The sequence below is a fragment of the Tepidiforma bonchosmolovskayae genome, assembly GCF_008838325.1.
Lineage (GTDB): Bacteria > Chloroflexota > Dehalococcoidia > Tepidiformales > Tepidiformaceae > Tepidiforma > Tepidiforma bonchosmolovskayae.
In genome coordinates this window covers 352,773-368,180 of record NZ_CP042829.1, presented here as the reverse complement: position 1 = coordinate 368,180, position 15,408 = coordinate 352,773, and the positions used below count along the sequence as shown (strand labels likewise).

Below are 15,408 nucleotides of genomic sequence, written 5' to 3'. Positions count from 1 at the left end.
TTCTTGGTACGAACGGCCCGCATCACATTCCGGCAGCCTTGACACCGAGCCGGAGCGCGACGAGCAGCAGCGCGCCAGCCAGCGCCCTCAGGATTATGCCCCCGTGCAGCCGATGCGCCAGCCGCGCCCCCACCTGCGCCCCGGGAATCGCACCGGCCGCCAGCAGCAGCCCCTGTGCCAGTGACCGGTCCCACCCGATGACCCCCTGCAGGATGTGCACGGCCGTCCCCTCAGCGGCCATGAACGCAAGCACGAAATGCGATGTCGCCGCCGCGATATGCACCGGGAAGTGCAGCACCGTCGCCATGATCGGCACGTGGATAATCCCCCCGCCGATACCGAGCAGGCTGCTGATAAACCCCACTGCGGTGCTGATCAGCACGCCTTTCCAGAGCTGGTAGGAGTAAACAAACGTGTTCCCGTGCGCATCCCGCACCACCCGCCGGACCACTCCTCGCCCGCGGATCGGCTCCGCGATCGCCTGCACCTGGGGCCGCGCCAGCAGGTACACCCCCACCACCCCGAGCAGCACCGCGAAGATGGCGTCGAACAGCCGGCGGGGCACATACCCGACCACAATCGCCCCCGCCACTGCCCCCGGAAACGTCCCCAGCACGAACCACCAGCCTGATCGGTAGTCGATGCGCCCCTGCAACCCGTACGCCACCGACCCCGAGGCCGCGTTGGCGCATACCACAAGCAGCGAGATGGCCGTGATCGTTTCCGGGTCCTTCTCCGGGTACAGCAGCAGCAGGATCGGCACCAGCACGAACCCGCCGCCCGCGCCGACGAGCGTCCCGAACGCACCGACAGCGAACCCCAGGAGGATGAGCAGTGGGTCAGTAGCTTCCAGGGCACTCCCTCGCGGCGCCGATACCCCCGAGTTTCTCCCGTTCCCGCCGACCGGTAAACCGGCGGCCCCGAAACCCTAGACCGGGATGCCCTCGTCCGGGAAATCCGCACGCCGCCGGAATGCCCTGCCACGGAGCCGGTCCAGCGCTCCGCCGATGCGGTCCTGCAGATGCGCCCACCGCCGCTCCAGCCGGCCGCGGATCCGGCTCCGGGTCGAGCCGGTCTCCCGGTAGCGCGCATACCGCGCCTCCAGGCGCCGCTTCTGCCGCATCCGCCGCAGGCGCGCCAGCTCTCGGGTGATCGCCCTCCGGAGCAGCGCGGCGGCTTCGGCATGGTTCGTATGCGCCCCTTCCCCCGGCTCCGGGACCGTGTGGTCGACAATTCCGAGCCGCAGGCAGTCGTGCGACGTCAGCCGCAGCCGCTCCGCAACCTCCGCCGGCCCACCCTCGAGCACCGCTGCCGCATCCTCCGGGCGCACGACTTCGTACACCGCGTTGTCGAGCATCAGAACCCGGTCGGCCGTTGCCATTGCCATCGCCGCCTCGGAATTGCCTTCTCCGGTGATGACCGCAACCGTCGGCGATTGCACCGCCAGCATCGCCGCCATGCACCGCGCCACCGCGTGCCCCTGCCCGGCCTCCTCCGCCGCCAGCGACGGGTCGGCCCCTGCCGTGTCGACCAGCGTCACCACCGGCAGCCCAAGCCGTGAGGCCAGCCGGAACGCCCGTTCCGCCTTCCGGAACCCGGCCGGGCCGATGAGCCCGTTCCCGTCGCCGCTGTGCGGCCGAACCTGCCCCACGAACACCGCAGCCTCGCCGTCGATCGCGCCGATGCCCGCAACCACCGCCCGGTCATCGATGCCGCTCCGGTCGCCCCGCAGTTCGAAGAACGCGGTCGTCATCCGCTCGATGAATTCGCGCGCCGTCGGCCGATTCTCATGCCGCGAGAGCTGCACCTGCTGCCAGGCCGGCCGCGGCGTGTGCTGCAGGTGGCCCCCCTGCCCGCCCGGGCTCCCCTCTGGAAGCCGCCCCCGCGAAAGCAGGTCAAGCAGCCCCGCAACCGTCTCCCGCAGCTGCGGGCGCGCAACGACCGCATCGATGAGCCCGTGCTGGAGGTGCGCCTCCGATGTGTGCGCCCCGGCCGGGAGCCCGTTCTTGGTCGTCTCCTCCAGCGCCCGCAGGGCCGCATAGCCGACCAGCGCATTCGGCTCGGCGATGAGGATGTCGGCGAGGTTGACGAATCCTGCATAGGCCGAGCCCGTCGTCGGGTCGGTCAGCACGCACAGGTAGGGGAGCCCCTCGCGCGCAAACTGCTCGATCGCCACCGCAATCCGCGGGCCCTGCATCAGCGCCAGCAGCCCCTCCTGCATCCGCGTACCCGAGGTCGAGCAGACCAGCACCACCGGGACCCGCCGCGCTCGCGCCCGTTCGAACGCCCGTGCCAGCCGTTCGCCGGCCGCCACGCCGATCGAGCCCCCGAGGAACGCAAAGTCGACCACCCCAATGACCACGTCGTGCCCGCCGATAGCCGCCCGGCCGGTGACCGCTGCTTCCGTCAGCCGGGTCCGCCGTTGCTCCTGGATGACCCGCGACCGGTAGGAGTGTCGCCCGCCCCCCGGGAAGGAGAGCGGGTCGATCGCCGAGATCCCCCGGTCATCCTCGTGAAACGTCCCGAGGTCGGCGAGCGTCGCAATCCGTTCCAGCGCCGTCAGGTGGAAGTGAAACCCGCAGGCGTGGCACACCCGGAACCGCTCGTACAGCCGCGAGCCTTCCAGCAGCGCGCCGCACGCGAGGCACCGCTCCGGCTGCCGCTGCCCCGCGGCCTCCGGATGCTCTTCTCCCCGGCGCAGGATGCTCCGAATCCCCTTCACGCTCGCTCCAGTCTATCAGGCATCATCATCCGCGCCCGCCCGCGCCAGCACCCGGCGGGAATCGCCCTCCTCGCGCGGCCCGACGACGCCCTCCGCCTCGAGAATCTCGAGGACCCTGGATGCCTTCAGGTAGCCGATGCGCAGGCGCCGCTGCAGCAGTGCCGGCGAAACGCGCTGGTGCTTCTGCGCAAGGGCCCGCGCCTGGATGACCACCGGGTCGTCCTCCTCGACCTCGATGTTTGCGTCGCCGCCGTTCTGGGCCGCGAGCGCCTCCTCCAGCAGCGCATCCGCCGTTTCCGGCGCCAGCGACCGGAAGCGGTCGTCCTTCCAGAACGTCACCAGCCGCTCGACCTCCGCGTCGGAGAGGTACACACCCTGGATCCGGATCGGCTTCCCGGCATCGCGCGGGAGGTAGAGCATGTCGCCCCGCCCCAGCAGCTTCTCCGCCCCGCCCATGTCGAGGATGGTCCGCGAATCGGTCTGCGAGGTCACCGCAAACGCGATGCGCGTCGGGAAGTTCGCCTTGATCAGCCCGGTGACGACGTCCACCGACGGCCGCTGCGTCGCCACGATCAGGTGGATGCCCGTTGCCCGCGCGAGCTGGGCAAGCCGGCAAATGAGCTTCTCGACCTCGAAGGGTGCGGCCATCATCAGGTCGGCCAGCTCATCGATGATGACCACCCAGTACGGCAGCTTCTTCAGCGTCCGGGGGTGCTTGTTGTACCCCTCGATGTTCCGCACGCCCAGCTCAGCGAACTTCTTGTACCGCGCCTCCATCTCCCCGACCACCGCCTGCAGCACGCCCACCACCTTGTCCATGTCCACGATCACTTCGCTGAAGGCCATGTGCGGGATGCCGGAGTACCCCACCAGCTCCACCCGCTTCGGGTCCACCATCACGAACCGCACATCATCCGGCGTCGCGTTCATCATGATGCAGGCGATGATCGCGTTCATGCAGACGCTTTTGCCCGAGCCCGTGGCCCCGGCGATCAGCAGATGCGGCATCGTCGCGAGGTCGGCCACCACCGGCGCCCCCGCGACTCCCTTCCCCAGCGCAATCGCCAGCTTCGACTTCCGCGCCACCTCTGCAAATTCTTTCGTCTCCATCACCGAACGCAGCGTGACCACGGTCGCGCTGTCGTTCGGCACCTCAATCCCGACGATCGCCCGCCCGGGAACCGGGGCCTCAATCCGCAGGCTCGGCGCCGCCAGCGCCAGCGCGAGGTCGTTCTGCAGGGCCGTGATTTTGTTCACCCGCACACGCGTCCGCGAAACCTCGACCCGCTCGGTCTTTGGCCGCCCGTCCGGCCCCACGATCGGCTTCCCGTTCTCGTCCCGCAGCGGGACCTCCTTGTAGCGGATCTCCCACCCCGGCTCGACACCGAACTGCGTCACCGTCGGCCCTTCGTTGATTTCCACCACCGTCGCGTCGACCCCGAAGCTTGCCAGCGTGTCCACGATCAGCTGCGCCCGTGCGGCGTTGTCGTGGCGTCGGCTGGCGCTCGGCTGCGGCGGATTCAGCAGCTCCATCGCCGGCAGGTGCCAGCCGCTTCGCGTCTCCAGCGGCAGCCCGAGCTGCTCCGCTTCCTCCGGCTCCGGCTCGGCCGGGCCGCCCGCCGCATCCTGTGCGAAGGCGGAAGGCAGCTCCTCGGCCTCGGGCTCCGGCTCTGGCGGCGCGGGCGCCTCGGCCGGCACTGCGGTGAACGCCGCAGCCGCGCCAGTGCCGACCGTCGAAGCCGGTGCGCCCGGCTCGATCCGCGGCCGGAACACCACCGGCGGCGCCTCCAGCGGCGGACCGGCCGCCTGCGCGGGCACAAACTCCCCCGCGCCGATGACAATCTCCTCCTCGCGCTCCGGCCTCCGGAAGATGAACGCAATCCACCTGCCCACGGCAGCTGCCGCGCGGTGCGGCAGCCGCCGTTCCCACGCCTCCTGCAGCCAGAGCGGCACGTGCACAGCCACCCAGCGGCTCGGCCCCGGCGCCAGCAGCACCGCAGCGATGACGAACAGGCTCACCCATGCCGCCTTCCCCAGCAGCCCTGCCACCAGCGCCTGCCCGAACCGCCCGCCGAGGCTGACCTCCGAGAAGTCCACCGTCCCGACTGCCCAGCGCGCCTCGTTCAGCCCGAGCAGCCCCCACGCGAACAGCCCGAGGGAGGCCACCCCGGCAGTCCTCCGCGCCAGCAGCCGCCGGTCGAGATACCACCCGCGCCACGTTGCAACCGCGCCGTACAGCGCCCAGCCCGCCAGCACGGCAATCCCGAATCCCAGCGTGCGCAGCAGCGCATCCCGGGCGCGCTCCAGCGCTGCCGCACCATCGAAGAACGCGACCCACACCGCCAGCAAGGCTACCGCGGCAACGGCCGCGCCTTCCCGCCACCAGCGCCGAATCAGCGAAATCCCGCGAGCACGTGTCCGCGCAGCTCCGCGCGTGCTTCGCCGGGAGGGCGAGCGCGCAGGGCGGGCCCGGCTCTTCGTCGTGCGTGCCGCCATCGACCTGCACTCCTCAGCTGCCGGCCGAAAACCCCCCGCTGGTCCCGGCCTCGGCGCCGTTGGTCGTGTGCCGACCTAGACCTCGACTGTCACGGTCAGCACCATAGGGCGCCTGCGCGTCTCATCATAGAGGAACTTGCTGACCGCGTCCCGGATCCGGGTGTTGATATCGCCGAACTCCGCGTAGTGCTCCGCGCCCTGCAGCGCCTTCGCCACGACTTCCCGCGTGCGCTCGGCGAGGTCCTCCCGCTCCTCCAGGTCGACGAACCCGCGGGCCAGGACCTCCGCCGGCCGCACGAGCGCCCCCGTCTGCTTGTCGACGGTGACGATCACCACCACCACGCCGTCGGTCGAAAGATGCGCCCGGTCGCGCAGGATGTGCTGGTCGACATCCCCGATGCCGAGGCCGTCGATATACACATAACTTGCGGGCACACGCTCGCCGAGCCATGCCGCCTCTTCGTCGATCTCCAGCACGTCTCCGTCCGTCAGCACGAACGCGTTCCCCTGCGGCACCCCCACGGACTCCGCCAGCCGGGCATGCACCACAAGGTGCCGGTACTCCCCATGGACCGGCACGAAGTACTCCGGCTGGAGCAGCCCTTGGATGATCTTCAGCTCCTCCCGGCTGGCATGCCCCCGGACGTGGATGTTCGAAACCCGGTTGTAGAGCACGTCCGCGCCCAGCCGGAACAGGTTGTCCACGTTCCGGTACACCGCCTGCTCGTTCCCCGGGATCGGCGAGGCCGAAAGCACCACCGTGTCGCCCTTCATGATCTGAATGTGCCGGTGGTCGCCGTTCGCCATCTTAGTCAGTGCGCTCGTCGGCTCACCCTGGCTCCCGGTCGTGATCACGACCAGCTTCGCGGGCGGCGTGTTCCGCATCTCCTCCACCCCGACGATGGTCCCCTCCGGCGCCTGCAGATACCCGAGCTGCCGCGCCATCGCCACGTTGTCGATCATGGAACGGCCAGTCACGAACACCTTCCGGCCCGTGAACACCGCCGCATCAATCACCTGCTGCACGCGCGAGATGAGCGACGCGAATGTCGCGACAATCACCCGGCCCGGCGCGTTCACCATAATCTGCTTCAGCGCCTCGCCCACCAGCTGCTCGCTCGGGGTATACCCGTCGACTTCCGCGTAGGTCGAGTCCGCCATCAGGAGCAGACAGCCCTCCGCGCCAACCTGTGCGAGGCGGATCAGGTCGGTGTGCTGGTCCATCACCGGCGTGTGGTCGAGCTTGAAGTCCCCCGTGTGCACCACCGGGCCGAGCGGAGTCTGGATGATCAGCCCGCAGGCATCGGGGATCGAGTGGGCCACCGTAAAGAACTCCACCTTGAAAACACCGGCCTCGATCACCTGCCCCGGCTCCACCACGTGGGTCTTCGCCTTCTGCAGCAGCCGGTGCTCCTGCAGCTTTACCCGGATCAGCCCGTCGGTCAGCCGCGTGCTGTACACCGGCACGTCGAACTCCCGCAGGAAATACGGCAGCGCGCCCACGTGGTCCTCGTGCCCGTGGGTGAGGAACACCGCCCGCACCTTCTCCTTCCGCTCCCGCAGGTAGGTGAAATCCGGGATGACGAGGTCGACGCCGAGCATCTCCTCCTCCGGAAACATCAGCCCGACGTCGATGACGATGATGTCGTCCCCGTATTCAAGCAGCATCATGTTGCGGCCAATCTCTCCGAGGCCGCCAAGCGGAATCACGCGCAGCGTTGTTTTGGAAGTCATGTGTCCTGGTCGAAAAATGAGATTTGACGTGGCTCTGCGGGCGCGGGGGCTTCTTGGTCCGGCGGCCGGGGACCCGCCTGGCGGGGCGCCTCTGGTGTGCGGTTCGGCAGGTGCAGCGCCGCAACGGCCGCGGGCGGGGTTGCCGGCCCGTCAGCTCGTGCGCCGGGCTCGGGTGTCGGCGCCTCCCGCGGCTCCCACGCCGCGGAAACGGCTGGCGCTGCCCCCGCAGCCTCGAAGTCGCCGCCGCGCGCCCGCGCAATCACCCCGCGGAGGTTCCGGAAGTCCTCCACAAGCACCTCCCGCAGCGCCCCCTGGTGCAGCGCCGCCGCCGGGTGGTACATCGGCACAATGTAGCGGCCGTCCACCACCTTCGGCTTCCCGTGAATCCGCGAAATCGTCTGCTGCGGGAACCAGCGCGCCATCGAAAACCGGCCCAGCGTCACGATCACCAGCGGGTCCACGAGGTCAATCTGCAGGTCGAGGTACTCGGCGCATGCTGCAATCTCCCCGGGCAGAGGGTCGCGGTTCCCCGGCGGCCGGCACTTCAGCACATTGCAGATGTACACCTCGTCGCGGCGGAGCCCGGCCTCCGCGAGCAGCTCGGTCAGGAACTGCCCGGCCGCCCCGACGAACGGACGGCCCTGGCGGTCTTCGTTCAGACCCGGCGCTTCCCCGATGCACATCACCTCCGCATCGAGCGGCCCCTCCCCCGGCACCGCGTGTGTCCGCGTTTCCGCGAGCGCGCACAGGCGGCACGCCCGGATGACCTCGTACAGCTCAGCGGCGCGCTCCTCCTTCGAAATCACGGACGCACTCCCTCCGGCGCCGCCCCCGCGGTGCTCCCGGCCGCCCGCAGCCGCCGCGTCGCCGTGGTCAGCATCTGCACGCCGATCGCCGAAAGCACGACCGCGAACACCACCTGCAGCCCGCGGCCGCTGAGGAGGGTCGCCAGCCCCGCGCCGGCGATGGCGCCGGGGATAGCCGCCGGCAGCAGCCACCGCGCCGCGTCGGTATCCACCGTACCCTGCCGGTAGTGGGTCAGCGCGCCCATCGCCGAAGCCACGACGATGACCACGAGCGAAATGCCCTGCGCCTCATGCTGTTCCGTGCCGAGCACCAGCACCATCGCCGGCACAAAGATGGCACCGCCGCCGACCCCGAGCGCCCCGCTCGCAAGTCCGCCGCTCAGGCCGATGACCCCGGCCAGCCCGAGTTCTGCCAGCTTCCCCGGCTCGACCCACCCGCCCGGGGGCGCGAACAGCAGCATCCGCAGCGAAACCGCCAGCAGGAACACGCCGAACGCCTGGCGCAGCCGGAGGGCCGGCACACGCAGCGCAAGCCGCGCCCCCGCCACGGCGCCGGTTACTGCGCCTGCCGCCAGCCCGGCAAACAGCAGCCAGTCGAAATGCCCCGCGATCCCGTACAGCACCGCCGCCACAGCCGCTGTCACCGTAATCACCGCGAGCGATGTCCCGTGAGCCACGTGCTGGCGCATCCGCAGCGGGCCGGTCATCAGCGGCACCATCACCGCGCCGCCGCCGCCTCCGAGCAGCCCGCTCAGGACGCCGCCCGAAAACCCGGCCAGGGCCGACCACCGGCCGCGACGGCTCATCGCCCCGGCCCCGCTGGCTGCTTCCGCTTCGGCTGCACCGCCCACGCCATCAGGATGCCGATGAAGTACAGCCCGAGCAGCGGGGCCGCCACGAACGTCTGCGTCACCGGATCCGGCGTCGGCGTCACGACCGCCGCGATAATGAACACGATGACCACCGCGTACCGCCAGAAGCCGAGCAGCTGGCGCGCACGCACCAGCCCGAGCTTCGCCGCGAGCGCCAGCACCATCGGCAGCTCGAACGACACCCCGACCCAGAACACAATCCGTGTCACGAAGTCGACATACTGCTTGATGCCGATCACGTTTTCGATTTCGTCGCTGCCCAGCTCCAGCAGGAATCCCAGCGACGCCGGCAGGATGACCCAGTAGGCAAATGCCATCCCGGCGAGCAGGAACGCGGCCCCGCCAACGATGCCCGGCAGCAGAATCCGCCGCTCCTTCGGCGTGAGGCCCGGCAGGATGAACGCCATCATCTGGTAAATGACGACCGGCGAGGCGAGGATAACCCCGCCATACAACCCGATCTTCACGATGATGCCGATCCGGTCCGTCGGAGAGAAACTCGAAACCCGGAAGTCCTCCACCCGCTCGCGGGCCGGGGCAACCATCCACCCGAGGATCGTCTCCCAGAAGTAGAAGCAGACGATGACGCCGATGAGCACCGCCAGCCCGCTCACCATCACCCGGTAGCGCAGCTCCTTCAGGTGCTCGAGGAGCGTCATCTCCGGGCCGCCGTGGTAGCCGCTCTCCTCCTCCGCCGTCGCCGGCGCACCGGTATCGCGAAGCGGTTCCGCTACCATGGCGCCTCAGAACACCAGCGGCGGCGATGGTGCCCCGCCCGGCCCCGGCGCAGCCGCCGGCTCGCCCGGCGCGGCCGCCTCCGGGAGCGGTGGCGCCGCGAGTGCGCTCCCCGCCTCGGCTTCTGCCGCCCGCAGGGTCGCATCGACCTCCGCCAGCCCTTCGTTCAGCTTCGCCTGCTCCTCGCGGAGGGTCCGTTGCGCAAGCTCGATCTCCCCCCGCATCGTCCGGTACTGCTCGTCCAGGTAGTCGATCTCGTCCCGGAACTCGTCCCGCACGGCCCGCGCATACAGCTGCATCTGCCGCACGGCTCGCCCGATCTGGTACGCCATCTGGGGCAGCCGTTCAGGTCCCACTACCACCAGCAGCAGGACCAGGATGAGCAGCAACTCCTGGTAGCCGATGCCCAGGAACTCCACGCGTACCTCCCGGGGGGCGGCCCCGCGCCCCGGCCGGCGCGGGCGTCTTACTTGTCTTCGACCCCGTGGTCCTTCAAGTAGTCTACGGCGTCCTGCACGGTCACGATCTTTTCAGCGTCTTCATCGCTGATCTCGAGCCCGGCAACGTCGTTCGCGAACTCCTCCTCAAGCGACATAATCAGCTCAACGAGGTCCAGCGAGTCGGCGTTCAGGTCGTCGACGAACGAGGCGCTCGGGACGACTTCGTCCTCCTCCACGCCGAGTTGCTCGACCACAATCTTGCGAACACGTTCGAATACGGTTGCCACGGTCCTGGTTTCTCCTGGGATGACGTTTACTGGCTGGGGTCCGTTGGTGTCGTCGTTTCGCGCTCCGGCACGGTGCTTCCGGCGCTGCCGGGGTCTTCCCCCCGCTGCCGCAGCCGTTCACTCACCGTCCGCAACACGCCGTTTACGAAGCTCGGCGAACTGTCGCCTCCATACCGGTGCGCAAGTTCAACGGCCTCGTTGATGACGGCCGCGACCGGCGCCGAATTGTCCGAGACGAGTTCCCATATTGCAAGCCGCAGGATGTTGCGGTCAACGATGGCAAGCGTGCTCACCGGGTACTTTGGAGCCGCCTCCTGGATGTACCGGTCCAGCTCCGGGAGCAGGCCCAGCACCCCCCGGATCGCCGCAAGCCCGCGCTTCTCCCACTCCTCGCCACGGAGCGAGGGCGTCGACTCCCGCTCTTCGAGGAGCCGGCGCCGGAACGCAGCCTCTGCCGGGTGGCCCGAGGTCTCGGCTTCGTAGAGCGCTTCAATGGCCAGCTGTCGAATGAGCCGGTAGGGGCTGGCGGTCACGCCATCACCATACCGCCATCAACGTGGATGCACTGCCCCGTGATGTAGCCCGCCCCGTCGCTGGCAAGGAACGCGACCAGCGGCGCGACCTCCTCCGGCCCCGCCAGCCGCCCCAGCGGAATCTGCGACTTCGCCCACGCGACCGCCTGCTCGCTCATGCCCTGGATGATGTCCGTCTCGATGAACCCGGGCGCCACAGCGTTCACCGTGATCCCCCGCGACGCCACCTCCCGGGCCAGCGCCCGCGTGAAGCCGATGAGCCCCGCCTTCGCTGCCGCGTAGTTCGCCTGGCCCGCGTTCCCCATCACCCCCACCACGCTCGTGATGTTGATGATCCGGCCGCCCCGCGCCCGCAGCATCGGCCGCATCGCAGCCCGGGTGACCAGGAATGCGCCCCGCAGGTTCACCTGGTGCACCGCGTCCCAGTCCTCGTCGCTCATCCGCATCAGCAGCCCGTCGCGGGTGATGCCCGCGTTGTTCACGAGGATGTCCAGCCCGCCGAACCGCTCGACGGTCGCCTTCACCATCGCAGCAGCGTCGTCGCCATTCGCGACATCGCCCCCCACGGCAAACGCCTCGCTGCCCATCGCCCGGATCTCGGCCGCCACCTGCTCGGCCAGCTCGGCATTCGCGCGGTAGTTCACCGCCACCCGGGCGCCGCGGCGCCCCAGCTCCAGGCAGATTGCCCGGCCGATGCCCCGGCTCCCGCCCGTCACCAGCGCCGCTTTGCCGTCCAGGTCACCCATCGGGGAGCTGCACCCGCACTGACGCTGCGTCGTTCACATTGATGCACGTCGACTTCCGCAGCATCCGCTTGATGATCGCCGTCAGGACGCGCCCCGGGCCGAACTCGATGAAGGTCTCGACTCCATGGGCGCCGAGGAACTCCACCGTCTTGGTCCACTGCACCGGCCGGCAGACCTGGTCCACCAGCTCGTGCCGAATCGCCAGCTCGTCCTGCGTCGGCGTTGCCGTCACATTCAGCACGACGGGCACTGCCGGGTCCGCGAGCGAAGCCGTCGCCACCGGCTGCACCATCCCATCGGCCGCCGGCCGCATCAGGGAGCTGTGGAACGCCCCGCTGACGCTGAGCGGAATCACCTTCACCGCGCCGCGGGCCTTGGCGTAATCCAGCGCGCGCACGACCGCCTCGCGCCGCCCCCCGATGACGATCTGCCCCGGCGCATTCACGTTGCACACCTCGGCGCCCGCCTCCCGGCAGATCTCCTCGCAGTCGGTCAGGTCAAGGCCGAGCACGGCAGCCATCGTTCCCGGGTTCTTCTCCCCGGCAGCCTGCATCAGCTCACCCCGGATGCGCAGCAGCCGCACCGCTTCGTCGAACGGCAGGGCGCCGGCAGCCACCAGCGCCGAGTATTCGCCCAGCGAGTGCCCCGCCACGAACGCGGGCCGTTCCAGCAGCTGCGGCGAAACCTCGGTCGCCACCTTCAGGAGCGCGAGGCTCGTCACCGCAATCGCCGGCTGGGCGTTCCTGGTCTGCTGGAGCTCCTCTTCCGGGCCTTCGAAGCAGAGCCGGCTCAGCCGGAACCCGAGGATCTCGTCCGCGCGGTCGTACAGCTCGCGGGCCGTTGGGAACTGCTCGTAGAGGTCCTTCCCCATGCCCACGGCCTGCGCGCCCTGCCCCGGGAACACGAACGCCCGGTCCTTTCGAACCGGGTCGCTGTAGATGAGGAACGGTTCCAGAGCCGTAGCTCCGAAGGTCAGTCGAGATCCGGCTCGGGCAGCTGAATCACTTCCCGGCCCCGGTACGTCCCGCAAATCGGGCAGGCGTGATGCGCCAGCCGCGGGCTCTTGCACCGCGGACAATCGATGATGTGCGGCATCTTCAGCTTCAGATGCGAGCGGCGCTTCCCCTGGCGCGAAGCTGCGTATTTCCGCTTTGGCAGCGGCGGCATAGCGGCTCTCCTTCAGGTCGTTACCCATGCTTCCGAGTCTGCAGTGTGAGCAGCCTCGCCCATCGCGGGTCGATCGGTGCGCGCTCGCACTGGCAGGTTTCCATGCTCAGGTCCGTCCCGCACTCGGGGCACAGCCCCGGGCAGTCCGGCCGACAGAGCGGCTGCATCGCTGCAGCCATCACCGTATATTGCCGGACGGCCTCGCTAATGTCGACTTCGTTGTTCAGCCCGATGACGAAGGTGTCCTCGTCTTCCCCCTCGATCATCGCAATCCGGTGCCCGTCCACCAGGTCCACCTGCTGCCGGTAAAACTCCTCGAACCGCACCGTCTCCGGATAGGCGAACGGCACGAGGCAGCGGCTGCACTGCGCCTCGATGAACACATCCGCCTCGCACCGCACCAGCACCCCCCGCGGCACCCGGATGATCACCACGCTCCCTCGGTGAACCGGCTCCTCCGGCTCGATCTCGTGTCGCCGGCTTGCCCCGACCTCGGACTTCAGCAGCCCCGCAACGTTGAAACGCATCCCCCGCCCCTCCTGGTGAACTCACTTCCATTGAACCCCATTCCGCACCGCTTCGGTAGATGCCGTGCCCCCGCCCTGCGCCCGATACGCCATAAGTTCGGCCCAAACGTGATGATTCGACTGCTGGCCGCCGAACGCCATTGAGCCCGCCCGCCCGGACCCCTAGGCTTTGCCGCTAGGGTTAGCCCTGCCCGGGGGACCGCCGCATGTCGCTCATCAACGATATCTGCACGCTCCAGGAGATCGACGACGAAGTCGCCGGTCTCGAAGCAGCAATCGCCGACATCGACGGGCGCCTGGCCCACTCCGAACCGCTCGCCGCAGCAGAGGCCGCATTCGCTGAAGCCGACGCCCGCTACCAGGACCTCCGCCGCTCCCAGCGCGCGCTCGAAGCCGACGTCGCTGCCCTCGATGCCAAAATCACTCCCGAGGAGAAGCGCCTCTACGACGGCTCCGTCCGCAACCCGAAGGAGCTCACCGCCATCCAGCACGAGCTCGAACACCTCAAGGCCCAGCGCAGCCAGCTCGAGGACCGCCTCCTGGCGGTGATGGAGGAGTTCGAGGCCGCCGATGCGGCCCGGCGGGCTGCCGAGGCCGCCCTCGCAGCCGCCCGCCGCGAGCGCGAGCAGGAGGTCGCCGCCCTCGAAGCCCGCCGCGCGCAGCTTGCATCTGCCCTCGCCGCCGCCCTCGCCCGCCGCGCGGGCCAGGTGGACCGCATCCACCCGGCCTCGATCCGCCTCTACGAGGATGTCCGCCGGCGCCGGGGAACCGCCGTCGCCCGCATCCAGGGCAGCACCTGCTCCGGCTGCCGCGTTGCCATCCCCGAAAGCGTTCGCCGCAAGGCCTTCGACCCGGCCACGCTCGCCCAGTGCCCGAACTGCGAGCGCATCCTCTACGTCGGCTGAGGCGCCCCATGCAGGCCATCGGCTACTTCTCTGCAACAGCCCGCCGCAATGGCCAAAAACGCAGCATCGGCGAACAGAACCGCGCCTTCCTCGACTTCTGCCAGCGCTCCGGCTACGAGGTGGTCGCAACCTTCGCCGACCCCGACGACGCCTCGACCGCCGGGTTCGACCAGCTCCTCGACTTCCTCGGCCGTCCCGATAAAGCCTTCACGGTCGTCGTCATCGATGCGCTCTCCGCGCTCGGGCCCGATCTGGGCGTGGCCGCCCTCCGCCTCCTCGAACTCGAAAACGCCGGCGCCACGGTCCTCCTCGCCGCCAACGGTGCCGATGCCTTCAAAGCCCTCGTCGATACCTGGGCCGAGCGGGGCGAAGGCACCCCAATCTCTGAGCGCGTCCGCTCCGCCATGCGCCGAAAGGCCGTGCGCGGCGAGGTCCTCGGCCGCCCGCCCTACGGCTACCGCGTCGGTCCCCGGCGAAAGCTCGAACTCGTCCCGGAAGAGGCGGTAGTCGTCCGCTACATCTTCCGCCTTTACCTCCACGAGAACCTCGGCATCCGCAAAATCGCCGGCCGCCTCAACGAAGAGAACATCCCAACCCGCCGCGGCGGCCGCTGGAGCATGGTCACCGTCCGCGACATCCTCCGCAACCGCGCCTACCTCGGCCACTACTCCCGCTTCGGCACCACCGTCACCGGCACCCACCCCCCGCTCGTCTCCCCCGAGGACTTCCGCCGCGTCCAGGACCGCCTCCAGTCCCGCCACGCCCCAGCCCGCCAGCGCACCGTCACGCCCTTCCTCCTCAGCGGGCTCGTCTTCTGCGCCCGCTGCGGCAACAAGATGATCGGCGTCAGCCGCCGCCAAACCTGGCTCACCCGCTCCGGCGATTCCCGCACCGCCACCTATCGCTACTACCAGTGCGAATCGCGCACGAACCAGAGCGCCTGCGCCTACAACACCCGCCGCGCCGCCGACCTCGAGGCCCGCGTCCGGGAGGCGCTTGCCAGCGACGACCACCCCGGTCCCCGCGTCCGCGTCGCTGGCAATGTGGACTCCTACGCCCTCGAACTGATGTCCCAGGTCGACCGGATTGAGGCGCGCATCAAGCGCAACCGCCGCCAGGTCGAAGAGCTGGTGGCCGATGCCGCCCACGGCCATATCACCATCGAACGTATGAAGGCGCTCGGCGCCGAACTGGCCGACGAGCACCGGCAGCTCACCGCCGAGCTCGCTGCCGCCCGGGAGCGCATCCATGCCCATGAGTCCGAAGCCGAGCGCCGCCGCCACCTCGAACAGCAGCGCGAACGCCTCCTCCGCGAATGGGATGCCCTCCCCTTCGACGACCTCCAGGCTGCCCTCCGCGACGTCGTCGACCGCATCGAGGTCGATGGCGACGACCTCCGGGTCTACCGTCGCGTCTGACGGGTGCGGGTCTGGCCGCC

At 69.5% G+C, this 15,408-nt stretch carries 15 protein-coding genes and 1 pseudogene; 2 read left to right on the top strand and 14 right to left on the bottom strand.

Going from position 1 to position 15,408, the window contains the following annotated elements; all coding sequences use genetic code 11:
* Positions 1-22: 22 nt before the first annotated feature.
* From Tbon_RS01840 to Tbon_RS01775, 14 genes and pseudogenes are all read right to left on the bottom strand, one after another.
* The gene (locus Tbon_RS01840; RefSeq protein ID WP_225734731.1) at positions 23-823 is read right to left on the bottom strand and encodes a sulfite exporter TauE/SafE family protein; all 801 of its coding nucleotides are present in this window, start codon (positions 821-823) and stop codon (positions 23-25) included.
* A 105-nt stretch (positions 824-928) separates the two neighbouring features.
* On the bottom strand, positions 929-2,722 hold the full coding sequence (locus Tbon_RS01835) for a carboxyl transferase domain-containing protein (RefSeq protein WP_158066026.1): 1,794 nt from the start codon (positions 2,720-2,722) through the stop codon (positions 929-931).
* A 15-nt stretch (positions 2,723-2,737) separates the two neighbouring features.
* A complete protein-coding gene (locus Tbon_RS01830) occupies positions 2,738-5,062 on the bottom strand; it encodes a DNA translocase FtsK (protein ID WP_158066025.1) in 2,325 nt (774 codons plus the stop codon).
* A gap of 231 nt (positions 5,063-5,293) precedes the next feature.
* Complete coding sequence (locus Tbon_RS01825) at positions 5,294-6,952, bottom strand: ribonuclease J (protein WP_158066024.1); 1,659 nt, start codon at positions 6,950-6,952, stop codon at positions 5,294-5,296.
* Between the two features lie 182 nt (positions 6,953-7,134).
* Positions 7,135-7,758: pseudogene (locus Tbon_RS01820) on the bottom strand (uracil-DNA glycosylase family protein); the annotation flags it as partial.
* Positions 7,755-8,564 carry a sulfite exporter TauE/SafE family protein gene (locus Tbon_RS01815; RefSeq protein WP_158066023.1) on the bottom strand — a complete coding sequence of 270 codons (810 nt, stop codon included), beginning with the start codon at positions 8,562-8,564 and terminating at the stop codon, positions 7,755-7,757. The gene Tbon_RS01815 and the pseudogene Tbon_RS01820, both read right to left, overlap by 4 nt.
* Complete coding sequence (gene tatC / locus Tbon_RS01810; protein ID WP_158066022.1) at positions 8,561-9,367, bottom strand: twin-arginine translocase subunit TatC; 807 nt, start codon at positions 9,365-9,367, stop codon at positions 8,561-8,563. The genes Tbon_RS01815 and tatC overlap by 4 nt, the downstream gene beginning before the upstream one ends.
* 6 nt (positions 9,368-9,373) lie before the next feature.
* Entirely contained in the window at positions 9,374-9,784 is a 411-nt protein-coding gene (gene tatB / locus Tbon_RS01805) for a Sec-independent protein translocase protein TatB (RefSeq protein WP_158066021.1), read from the bottom strand.
* A gap of 47 nt (positions 9,785-9,831) precedes the next feature.
* Positions 9,832-10,092, bottom strand: coding sequence for an acyl carrier protein (gene acpP, locus Tbon_RS01800; RefSeq protein ID WP_098503631.1), 261 nt, complete (start codon positions 10,090-10,092; stop codon positions 9,832-9,834).
* 26 nt (positions 10,093-10,118) lie between these two features.
* Positions 10,119-10,625 carry a transcription antitermination factor NusB gene (gene nusB / locus Tbon_RS01795; protein ID WP_158066020.1) on the bottom strand — a complete coding sequence of 169 codons (507 nt, stop codon included), beginning with the start codon at positions 10,623-10,625 and terminating at the stop codon, positions 10,119-10,121.
* Entirely contained in the window at positions 10,622-11,371 is a 750-nt protein-coding gene (gene fabG / locus Tbon_RS01790) for a 3-oxoacyl-[acyl-carrier-protein] reductase (protein ID WP_158066019.1), read from the bottom strand. Before fabG ends, nusB begins: the two co-directional genes overlap by 4 nt.
* Positions 11,364-12,311: an ACP S-malonyltransferase gene (fabD, locus tag Tbon_RS01785; protein WP_404818782.1), complete on the bottom strand. Its 948-nt coding sequence runs from the start codon at positions 12,309-12,311 to the stop codon at positions 11,364-11,366. Before fabD ends, fabG begins: the two co-directional genes overlap by 8 nt.
* A 32-nt stretch (positions 12,312-12,343) precedes the next feature.
* Positions 12,344-12,538, bottom strand: a complete 195-nt coding sequence (rpmF, locus tag Tbon_RS01780) for a 50S ribosomal protein L32 (protein ID WP_098503635.1) — start codon at positions 12,536-12,538, stop codon at positions 12,344-12,346.
* 20 nt (positions 12,539-12,558) lie between these two features.
* Positions 12,559-13,065 carry a YceD family protein gene (locus Tbon_RS01775; RefSeq protein ID WP_158066018.1) on the bottom strand — a complete coding sequence of 169 codons (507 nt, stop codon included), beginning with the start codon at positions 13,063-13,065 and terminating at the stop codon, positions 12,559-12,561.
* 206 nt (positions 13,066-13,271) lie between these two features.
* Here Tbon_RS01775 and Tbon_RS01770 point away from each other — a divergent pair, with 206 nt between their 5' ends.
* Together Tbon_RS01770 and Tbon_RS01765 are read left to right on the top strand one after the other, a co-directional pair.
* Complete coding sequence (locus tag Tbon_RS01770) at positions 13,272-13,970, top strand: zinc ribbon domain-containing protein (protein WP_158066017.1); 699 nt, start codon at positions 13,272-13,274, stop codon at positions 13,968-13,970.
* Positions 13,971-13,978: 8 nt separating this feature from the next.
* The gene (locus Tbon_RS01765; protein ID WP_158066016.1) at positions 13,979-15,388 is read left to right on the top strand and encodes a recombinase family protein; all 1,410 of its coding nucleotides are present in this window, start codon (positions 13,979-13,981) and stop codon (positions 15,386-15,388) included.
* Positions 15,389-15,408 lie beyond the last annotated feature (20 nt).

Bases quoted from the DNA above. Each gene is read 5' to 3' on its own strand.
- Tbon_RS01825 (WP_158066024.1), bottom strand. From the start codon at position 6,952: ATGACTTCCAAAACAACGCTGCGCGTGATTCCGCTTGGCGGCCTCGGA.
- Tbon_RS01815 (WP_158066023.1), bottom strand. From the start codon at position 8,564: ATGAGCCGTCGCGGCCGGTGGTCGGCCCTGGCCGGGTTTTCGGGCGGC.
- tatC (WP_158066022.1), bottom strand. From the start codon at position 9,367: ATGGTAGCGGAACCGCTTCGCGATACCGGTGCGCCGGCGACGGCGGAG.
- fabG (WP_158066019.1), bottom strand. From the start codon at position 11,371: ATGGGTGACCTGGACGGCAAAGCGGCGCTGGTGACGGGCGGGAGCCGG.
- rpmF (WP_098503635.1), bottom strand. From the start codon at position 12,538: ATGCCGCCGCTGCCAAAGCGGAAATACGCAGCTTCGCGCCAGGGGAAG.
- Tbon_RS01775 (WP_158066018.1), bottom strand. From the start codon at position 13,065: ATGCGTTTCAACGTTGCGGGGCTGCTGAAGTCCGAGGTCGGGGCAAGC.
- Tbon_RS01770 (WP_158066017.1), top strand. From the start codon at position 13,272: ATGTCGCTCATCAACGATATCTGCACGCTCCAGGAGATCGACGACGAA.
- Tbon_RS01765 (WP_158066016.1), top strand. From the start codon at position 13,979: ATGCAGGCCATCGGCTACTTCTCTGCAACAGCCCGCCGCAATGGCCAA.